Source organism: Brevibacillus sp. FW306-2-1A-C05A (assembly GCF_058781555.1).
Genome location: NZ_JBYSWV010000005.1, coordinates 138,090 through 146,173 on the forward strand (window position 1 = coordinate 138,090; position 8,084 = coordinate 146,173).

Consider the following 8,084-nt stretch of genomic DNA (forward strand, 5'->3'; position numbering starts at 1 on the left):
AGGGGACATGTGGCATGGGTAACCCCGTATTGATTGGGGTAGCAGGAGGCAGTGGTTCGGGAAAGACCACGGTGGCAAAGGAGCTGTATCACCAGTTCCGCAACGATAGCGTGACGATGATCGAGCAAGATTCGTACTACAAGGATCAGAGCCATCTGAGTATAGAAGAGCGCGCCTTGACGAATTACGACCATCCGCTTGCATTTGACAACGATCTGCTTTTGCACCACTTGCAGGAACTGCTGCAAGGACGGGCGATCCAAAAGCCGATTTACGATTTCAAGGTGCACAACCGCAAGAGCGAGCAAATCCAGGTAGACCCGAAGGACGTCATCATTCTCGAAGGGATGCTGATTTTAGAAGACGAGCGGATTCGCAATCTTATGGATATCAAGGTGTTTGTCGACACGGATGCGGATGTGCGCATCGTTCGCCGGATCGTGCGCGATATCGAGGAGCGCGGCCGTTCGCTGGATTCTGTGGTCAATCAATATTTGAATGTTGTGCGTCCGATGCACCTGCAGTTCATCGAGCCGACCAAGCGCTATGCGGATGTCATCATTCCCGAGGGCGGATACAACCGCGTGGCACTCGATCTTTTGTCGACGAAAATCAAAAACATCCTGTTGGAAAAACAGCAGCCAGCCAGGCTGTAGCATCCAATCCGGTTTTGAACGAAAGCACACTGCCAGTTGCAGTGTGTTTTTTGCATGGAAAAGTTTCTCGCCCGGCGATTCCGGCAATACTGGGAAAAAAAGGGCGGGGAGGGAAACGGCATGCAGCTTGATCGACGGATCAAACGACGGCATTTTCTCGTGTTGATGGCGATGACGCTACTCTGGGTAGGGCTGATTGCCCGGCTGTGGTGGATACAGCTCGGCGCGCCCCATCGCTTTTCCCGGCGCGGAATCGACTTGGTGAAAGCTTCGGTGAAGCAACGGCAGCAAAGCTTTGTGCTGCACAGCGGCCGCGGAGATATTTTGGATCGCGGCGGCTATGCGTTTACAGGCGTAGAGCATCTCGCCCTGATTTTGTTTCCGCTTGCCCGCGGCAGCCTGGAAGGGACAGAAGGGCTTGCCAGGCTGGCGGAAATTACAGGCCAGCCAAAAGAACGGCTGTCCGAGACGATGGAAAAAGCAAAGGTCCCGCTGCTTCTGCGCAGCGAAACAGGCAAGCTGATCGAGCTTACCCAAAAGCAGGCAGACGAAATCAACGCGCTTGCGATTCCCGGTGTAGTAGCATTGGCGGTGACGGAGCGCTACCGCACAGACGAAGTGGCCAAGCATCTGATCGGCTTCATTCACAAAAATCCTGGCATGGTCGAGACGCTCTACCCGGACGAATGGGCGAGCGGCAAAATGAATGCGGAATCTACCGTTGGCGCATCCGGGCTGGAAAGAAGCTTTGACCGCTTTTTGCAAGGAGTGGAGCCGTCGGTCTTGTCCTACTACGTCGACGGCCAGGGCAAGCCGCTGCGCGGACTGGACATTCGCTATACGAAGCCTAGCAATCAATATTACCCGCTTTCGCTGTCGACCACGCTCGATGTGGACATTCAGCGGCGAATGGAGGCGGCGGCAGATCAGGTCGGCCTGCGGGAAGGCAGCGTCGTCGTCCTGGATGCGCAAAACGCCGATATTCTCGCCGCTGTCAGCCGGCCAAGCTACGACCAGACGAATGTAGGCGGCCAAGCCGGCGAGTGGAAAAACAGGGCGTTCAAGCAGTTGCCGCCAGGCTCTGTCTTCAAGACGGTGGTAGCCGCTGCCGCCTTGGCGGAAGGCGTGATTTCCCCTACGGAGCGGTTTACGTGTACGGGCGAGTACGGCAAGTACCATTTTTCCTGCTGGAAAAAGGAGGGGCACGGCAGCGTCACGATGGAGGAGGCTTACGCCGAGTCGTGCAACATCGCTTTTGCGGAAATTGCGAAAAGAGTCGGCTCAGAAAAGCTGGAGGAGTACGCCCGGAGACTGGGCTTGACCGCTCAGGTGGGGCATGCAACTGCGCATCTGTTCAAGCTGGATGGATTCAAGCAGCTCGATGGCGAAGAAAGCGGCCGTGTGTTTGCGAAGGATGTCTCCTACAGCGACGAGGGCGTCTTGATCCAGAGCGCAATCGGCCAGCGCGATGTGCGGATTACTCCGCTGCAGGCGGCGAACATGATGGTGACGATCCTGCGCGGCGGCCAACCCGCGCAGGTACGTCTGGTCAAGGAAATTGCTTATCGAAACGGACAGCCGTTCTACCAGTTTCCGGAGCAGAAGCTCTCTGCCGCCGGAATCGACTATGTGACAGCGAGCAAGCTACGCAAAATGATGCGCAAGGTCGTTACAGATGGGACCGGCCAAATACTGCTGGATTCTTCCTGGCAGGTTGCCGGGAAGAGCGGGACCGCCCAGACAGGGAGTACAAGCGATTCCAAAAATCACCTTTGGTTTGTCGGCTACGCTCCTTTGGAGGAGCAGCGCTATGCGATCTGTGTCGTAGCAGAGAACCAGCCAAGCTGGGGGAAGAACCAGGCGATGGAGCTTTTTCGCCGGGCTGTCGATGAGCTTGCCGATTATACAGCTCGATCTTCCCAACTTCGCGCAGGGTATTCCCGAGAATGAACCCGCGCGCCTGAAGCTGATTGCGCTTGCCAAGCCCGACAATCAGCATCAGCGGGGAGGAAGACATGTACACGGATTGCGAAGCTTTTGCCCAGATGGTTCGTTTGTCCCCTTTGCTCGGGGACAGCCGCTTGATCGTGTGGCTATGCCAATCGCCGATGTACTGCCACTGGCGGTTTCGGCTCAGCTTGCGGACGAGCCTTTTCAAGTAGTCATCATCGAAAAAGATCGAGTGCGGCTGATGAATCGCATTTGGCCCCGGGTCGCTGGCAAACGTCACGACCCACTTTTCATCCCCGAGCGGATATCCCATCATGATCCCTCCTGTTTCCAGCGAGGGTTTTTTTCGTACAGTCTGTTCGATCTGTTTCCATGCCTTTGGCGTGATGTACAGTGTCGTCATGAAACGCGTTCCCTCCTTGAAATCACCGCTAGCATTCGCTCTATATCGTATGTGCGGCGCAAGCAGAACGTCCCGCTCGCGAAATCATGACAATTGTCGAAAAAAAGATTGTAACTCTTCCCCTTCCTTTCTATAATTTAGGAAAATACATGACTGGAAAGGTTGATTGTATGCCTACGGCACCCGTCGATCACAAACTGATTGGGCAAGTATTAGCAGAGGATCTTTACTCCAACAGCGGAGTTTTGCTGCTGGGAAAGAATACGACGATTACGGCTGCACATGTACATATTCTTCTGAAACAGCGAGTGCGAGAGGTTGCGGTCGTGCAAACCTGGACGGAAGGAACGGGGGAGCAGGTTTCTACACAATTATTCCAGTTGGAGGCTGACGCGGAGACTGTCGCCGCTTACGTACAAGCCTTGGACCAGACGCGGCTGCTTTTCGATCAACTGCAGCAGGACAAGGTGGGCAGTCTGGAGCAGTTTTCGCAAATTTTTGCGAATGTGCTGGAAAAATCGACGAAGCATCTGGGACTGTTTCGTTCCCTGTACGTGTTGGAAGGGGCGGACAGTTATACATATCGGCATTCGTTGAACGTAGGTATTCTGTGTTCGCTGATCGCCCGGCTGTTGAAGTGGGACGAGCAGCAGGTGACGTTTATGGGGAACGCAGGATTTTTGCATGACGTGGGAAAAATGCGCATTCCCAAGGAAGTGCTGCTCAAGCCGGACAAGCTGACAGAGGAAGAATTTGCGATCATGAAAAAGCACACGACTTACGGCTACGACATGATTCGCAAGATGGAAGGCGGCTCAGAGAAGCTGGCGCTCTGCGCGCTGCTTCACCACGAGCGGCTGGATGGCTCCGGGTATCCTGAACAGCGAAAAGGCGACGAAATACCGCTGGAGTGCCAGGTTTTGGCGATCGCCGACATGTTCGACGCGATTTGCTCCGACCGGGTCTACAAAGGCAGAACTTCTCCGTTCGAGGCGGCGCAGCTTCTGTGGAAGGAAGCTTGCAACGGGCTGTTGAACATTGAGGTGGTCTCGGTTTTTGTGCGCTACATCGCTTTGCTGTACGTCGGGGCGAGGGCGCGCCTGAGCAGCGGGGAAGAGGTCGAAGTAATTCTGATTCACCAGGACGAGCCGATGCGGCCATTGGTGCGGCGCAGCGGCGAGTTTCTCGATTTGCGTTACGAGCGCAAGCTGACGATTGAAAAAATGATCGGGTAGGCGTAGACAGACCGCTCTCTATGTGAGAGCGGTTTCTTTGTTGCCAATTTGTGACAGTTGTGCGGGTAGCTCGACCTTGGGCGCAAAGTGTGCCACAATGAGACTGATGTTGGCTTTGGCCAGCAAAAAAACGGGTCGCCTTTCGCAGCCGTCTGTTTAGGGGACGGCGCATGGACACGTACAGTACACGCAAGGAGAGAGTACCATGATACGTAAAGCGGAACCGAGAGATGCAGCATTTGCGGCACCGCTGATTTATGAAGCCATTGGAGATATCGCGTACACCTTGACGGGAGCGACGGAGGCTGACGAGGCCATTTCGCTGATGGCGCAGTTTTTCGCGCAGCAACAAAATCGGCTCAGCTACGAAAATGCCGTCATTGCCATGGAAGGAGACGAGCCAATGGGACTGGCGCTGTTTTATCATGGCAGCCAGACCGAAGCGCTCGATCGGCCGTTTGTCGAGTTTGTCCAAAAGCGGACGGGCGTAGCTCCCGCGCTGGTCAAGGAAGCGCGCGACGATGAGTTTTACCTCGATTCGATAGCGGTGCGCTCGGACAAGAGGGGCAGAGGGATCGGCAAAAAGCTGCTGGCAGCGTTCGAGCAGGAGGCAATCCAGCGCCGCCATGACCGCATCGCCCTTTTGGTGGACGAGGAAAATCCGCGTGCGCGCCAGCTCTACGAAGCATTGGGCTATCGCCAGGACGGGACGGTAATGGTGAGCGGACATCAATTCCGCCATATGGTTAAAAGCGTATTAGTGCCGGTATAGATCGTAGCGGTGTAGGAAAAACGTTTCCGATTCGAAGGAAACGTTTTTTTGCATGCGGGTGTGCGGTGGCATGGGGAGATGGAGCGGCTGGAGTGATTGGTAAGTGGCGGTTGGGGACGACAGGTACGGTCAGCATGCTGTCAGCCAAGTTTTGAGCATGTTAGCGTGGAAAATTTGGTTGAAATTGTTTCTTTGGAAGGTTGAAAATCGACGGCTACATTCGTAACAATAAGAAAAAGCAGGTCAAGTCAAGCATGGACAAAAAAGGAGCTGCCTGAATGCGCGAGCAGATGGAAAAGTGGGTTCACGCGTGGAAAACGCTTATGACGGACATGGAAAGACAAGGGGCGCGTATTTGGCCGCTCATCATCGGGCCGCCTGCTGTGCCAGAGCAAGTCGCAGAGGCGGAAGCGCGGCTGGGGATCAGGTTGCCTGCGGCCATTCGCCGGATTTTGCTTGCGGGGACGAGTCGCGTCCAGGTTGGCTGGTCGTTGCCAGCGAGAACGGGCGAGCCTTTTTCCCTCAGCGGGGATCTCGGCTGGAGCCTGGACGGCTTCGAGTGGCCTTATTTTGGCGACGAGGAAGACCCGAGCAACGAGCAGCGGTATCTTTGCTTCCACACAGGAGGCAATGGCGACATGCTGCTGCTGGATTTGCGAGCTGGCGCAGACGATCCGCCCGTGTATGCCTGGGGGCATGAGACAGGCGAGTTTCTTTTGCTCGGGCAAAGCTTCACGGCATTTGTCGACCGGGTGACAGCGCTTGGGTGTATCGGGGCAGAGAGCTGGAACTACGAGCCGTTTGCCGGAGCGGATGGCCTGGATGTGCACAACGCAGAAAGCTGGAAGCGGTGGCTGCAGAGCGTTCGCTGGAAGAAGCGGCTACTGACTTTTCCTGGCTGATCGAATACGCCGCGATGCACGGAGCAGGGGACGAACGCGTCCGGGTGGCGTTTCGCCAGTATGCGCCGGACAGCATTTTGCAAGCATGGGTGACGAAAATCGCGCAGGAAAAGACCTTTTCCGGAAGGGAGCCATGGTGCGAGCTTTTGGCGGAAACGCAGGGAGCCAATGCTGCGGGCTGGGTTCGTTCGCTGTGGCAGCCGCAGGAAGGAGAAAAGCTCGTGTCTGGCAGCCAGCGGGCTTATTTGACCGCAGCGTGCCTGCCCTGCCGGAAGCAGAAGGGCTGCCGCTCGTTCTTGCGGAGTTGGACGAAGAGGCCGGGAGTGGAGGCAGATCATGTCGGGCAGGAGGGGAACGGGGAATGAAGCATGTCGTTGCGATTTGGGGAACGACCTTGCAGACGGACGAAGAGCTGCAGTCTTTCCTGCAGCCTGAGTACACGGAGGACGGGGACGTGATCCCGTCCGGATTTATGGCCGCCGCAGGGCTGGATTGGGTTGACGAAGATTTTTTCGAGGTGCACGCGGTGGCGCAGGTAGAGGAGCGGGCAGCGTTTTTGGCTTATTTGCAGCGCGAGTGCATATCCGCCGGGGAGAGTTTTGCCGAAAAAATTCCGCCGAACCTGTCCGGGGAGATTGCCCGTTTTCCGACAGTTATTTTGCTCTACGGGCAAGTGACCAACTACGGGACTGTGAATGAAGCTTTGTTTGCGCTGACGGGTGAGCAGCACGTAGGCGATGGGCTTGTGGAGCTGTTGGCGACAATCGAATATGAGGAATGAGCAGGGGCGTCCGGCTGAGTGCGGGCGCTTTTTCTATTTTTCAAGCTGGGGAGAGGTTGAGTCATAAAGGGGAAGCAGAAGGCTAACGCTTGGGAACAGACGCGCTATTGCCTTTCTTCTATTGAAGAGAGGTGCCGAAAGGGCAGCAAGGCAAGAGGGGGCACTTTTCTAGCAAGAAGGAGCCTAGATTATCTTTTGTTTCGAATAGGGCTCATTCCGTCTGGCTGCGTTGTTCTGGCAACGCAGATAAATACACGGTGTGCAGGTTCGAAACCGATAAAATATACGTCCTCCCAGATGATGTTTGTCCGTTTCGGGAACGCAGATTCGTTCATTTGATATGTATTGTAAGGTTTTTTCCTTACGTACTTTACATGAGGAGTTGGTGTGCATGCCAATCATCAAACCATTTATGACGTCTCTGCGCTTCACCTCGACGATGGGAGCCGGAACAGGTACAGGAGCCACTTTTGCGATTGCAGCAACCGAGTTCAGTACAGATGCGGGTACTGCGGCTACTGCATTCCCAAGTACCTTTGCCTTCTACAATCTCTACATCAACGGCGTCCTGCAGCCAGGAAACACGTCCACCATCAGCACAACCACTATCACGATCCCGGATGGCGACGCTGAGAATGCGGGGACACCTGTCTTGGTTGAATTCGTCGTCAACTAAAACAAGAGATCCACTCAAACGGGAAGCCCCAGGCGATTGTACATGCCTGGGGTACTCTCGTTCCGTCGCCAGACTGTCTGACATGGGGGGGAGAAGTGGCGCACGCTCCTTTTTTGCCCGTTCTCGTTGGACCAAAAACAGCTTAGCCGAGTTACGCATGGAAAGCTTTGGAGGTGAACCGGCAGCCGCAAAAACGCACGCATCATTCGTATAGAGAGGAGGGAAAAGTTTTGCAGCAAAGAAACATCCAGTGCAGCGCCGCCAATCGGACGTACTCCCTAAATGTGCGCTATCAGCTCATGCCTTTGGGATGTCCAGACATTTTTCCGGGACAGCCGTGCCCTACCTGCCCCCCTTGCCCGCCGTGTCCGTGCACGCCAGGACTGCTGACCACCACGATTTATCAATACACGACGTTTTCCGATGGACAAAAAAATGTGTACACCGACGCGGATGCCGTGCCACAGCTCAGCACCTCAGGGATTCTCGGACAGCAGTCGGTTTCGATCGTCAATTTGTTCATCAACGGGATTTTGCAACCGCCCAACAGCTATGTCGTGCAAAACGGGCTGCTGGTTCTGAGCGAGGTACCCTCCCAAGGCGTCCCGATTATTTTGCAGTTTATCCAAATTCATTAGCGTTGCATAAAAAATGAATCCATCTATTGTCAAATTATTCTGAATGACATTTTCAACTTCACAACCAAAAA

The 8,084-nt window shown here is 55.0% G+C and carries 9 protein-coding genes and 1 pseudogene; 9 read left to right on the forward strand and 1 reads right to left on the reverse strand.

Annotated features, from left to right (window positions below; translation table 11 throughout):
• Positions 1–14: 14 nt before the first annotated feature.
• Entirely contained in the window at positions 15–656 is a 642-nt protein-coding gene (gene udk / locus AC3WJN_RS06620; RefSeq protein ID WP_005832508.1) for a uridine kinase, read from the forward strand.
• A gap of 120 nt (positions 657–776) precedes the next feature.
• Complete coding sequence (locus AC3WJN_RS06625) at positions 777–2,606, forward strand: peptidoglycan D,D-transpeptidase FtsI family protein (RefSeq protein WP_007782278.1); 1,830 nt, start codon at positions 777–779, stop codon at positions 2,604–2,606.
• A 91-nt stretch (positions 2,607–2,697) separates the two neighbouring features.
• Here the strand turns inward: AC3WJN_RS06625 and AC3WJN_RS06630 are convergent.
• Positions 2,698–3,009, reverse strand: a pseudogene (locus AC3WJN_RS06630) (Mov34/MPN/PAD-1 family protein); the annotation flags it as partial.
• 170 nt (positions 3,010–3,179) lie between these two features.
• Here AC3WJN_RS06630 and AC3WJN_RS06635 point away from each other — a divergent pair.
• The 7 genes from AC3WJN_RS06635 to AC3WJN_RS06665 all read left to right on the forward strand — a co-directional run bounded on the left by AC3WJN_RS06635 (position 3,180) and on the right by AC3WJN_RS06665 (position 8,013).
• A complete protein-coding gene (locus AC3WJN_RS06635; RefSeq protein ID WP_005832511.1) occupies positions 3,180–4,244 on the forward strand; it encodes an HD-GYP domain-containing protein in 1,065 nt (354 codons plus the stop codon).
• Positions 4,245–4,449: 205 nt separating this feature from the next.
• On the forward strand, positions 4,450–5,016 hold the full coding sequence (locus tag AC3WJN_RS06640; RefSeq protein WP_007782270.1) for a GNAT family N-acetyltransferase: 567 nt from the start codon (positions 4,450–4,452) through the stop codon (positions 5,014–5,016).
• A 278-nt stretch (positions 5,017–5,294) separates the two neighbouring features.
• On the forward strand, positions 5,295–5,918 hold the full coding sequence (locus tag AC3WJN_RS06645) for an SMI1/KNR4 family protein (RefSeq protein WP_448791780.1): 624 nt from the start codon (positions 5,295–5,297) through the stop codon (positions 5,916–5,918).
• A complete protein-coding gene (locus AC3WJN_RS06650; RefSeq protein WP_235694727.1) occupies positions 5,867–6,283 on the forward strand; it encodes a hypothetical protein in 417 nt (138 codons plus the stop codon). The genes AC3WJN_RS06645 and AC3WJN_RS06650 overlap by 52 nt, the downstream gene beginning before the upstream one ends.
• The gene (locus AC3WJN_RS06655) at positions 6,280–6,699 is read left to right on the forward strand and encodes an immunity 22 family protein (protein WP_025847136.1); all 420 of its coding nucleotides are present in this window, start codon (positions 6,280–6,282) and stop codon (positions 6,697–6,699) included. The genes AC3WJN_RS06650 and AC3WJN_RS06655 overlap by 4 nt, the downstream gene beginning before the upstream one ends.
• A gap of 391 nt (positions 6,700–7,090) precedes the next feature.
• Positions 7,091–7,375, forward strand: a complete 285-nt coding sequence (locus tag AC3WJN_RS06660) for a DUF4183 domain-containing protein (protein ID WP_005832515.1) — start codon at positions 7,091–7,093, stop codon at positions 7,373–7,375.
• A 230-nt stretch (positions 7,376–7,605) separates the two neighbouring features.
• Positions 7,606–8,013, forward strand: coding sequence for a DUF4183 domain-containing protein (locus AC3WJN_RS06665; RefSeq protein WP_005832517.1), 408 nt, complete (start codon positions 7,606–7,608; stop codon positions 8,011–8,013).
• The last annotated feature ends 71 nt before the right edge of the window (positions 8,014–8,084 follow it).

Bases quoted from the DNA above. Each gene is read 5' to 3' on its own strand.
- AC3WJN_RS06640 (WP_007782270.1), top strand. From the start codon at position 4,450: ATGATACGTAAAGCGGAACCGAGAGATGCAGCATTTGCGGCACCGCTG.
- AC3WJN_RS06660 (WP_005832515.1), top strand. From the start codon at position 7,091: ATGCCAATCATCAAACCATTTATGACGTCTCTGCGCTTCACCTCGACG.
- AC3WJN_RS06655 (WP_025847136.1), top strand. From the start codon at position 6,280: ATGAAGCATGTCGTTGCGATTTGGGGAACGACCTTGCAGACGGACGAA.
- AC3WJN_RS06635 (WP_005832511.1), top strand. From the start codon at position 3,180: ATGCCTACGGCACCCGTCGATCACAAACTGATTGGGCAAGTATTAGCA.
- AC3WJN_RS06625 (WP_007782278.1), top strand. From the start codon at position 777: ATGCAGCTTGATCGACGGATCAAACGACGGCATTTTCTCGTGTTGATG.
- udk (WP_005832508.1), top strand. From the start codon at position 15: ATGGGTAACCCCGTATTGATTGGGGTAGCAGGAGGCAGTGGTTCGGGA.
- AC3WJN_RS06645 (WP_448791780.1), top strand. From the start codon at position 5,295: ATGCGCGAGCAGATGGAAAAGTGGGTTCACGCGTGGAAAACGCTTATG.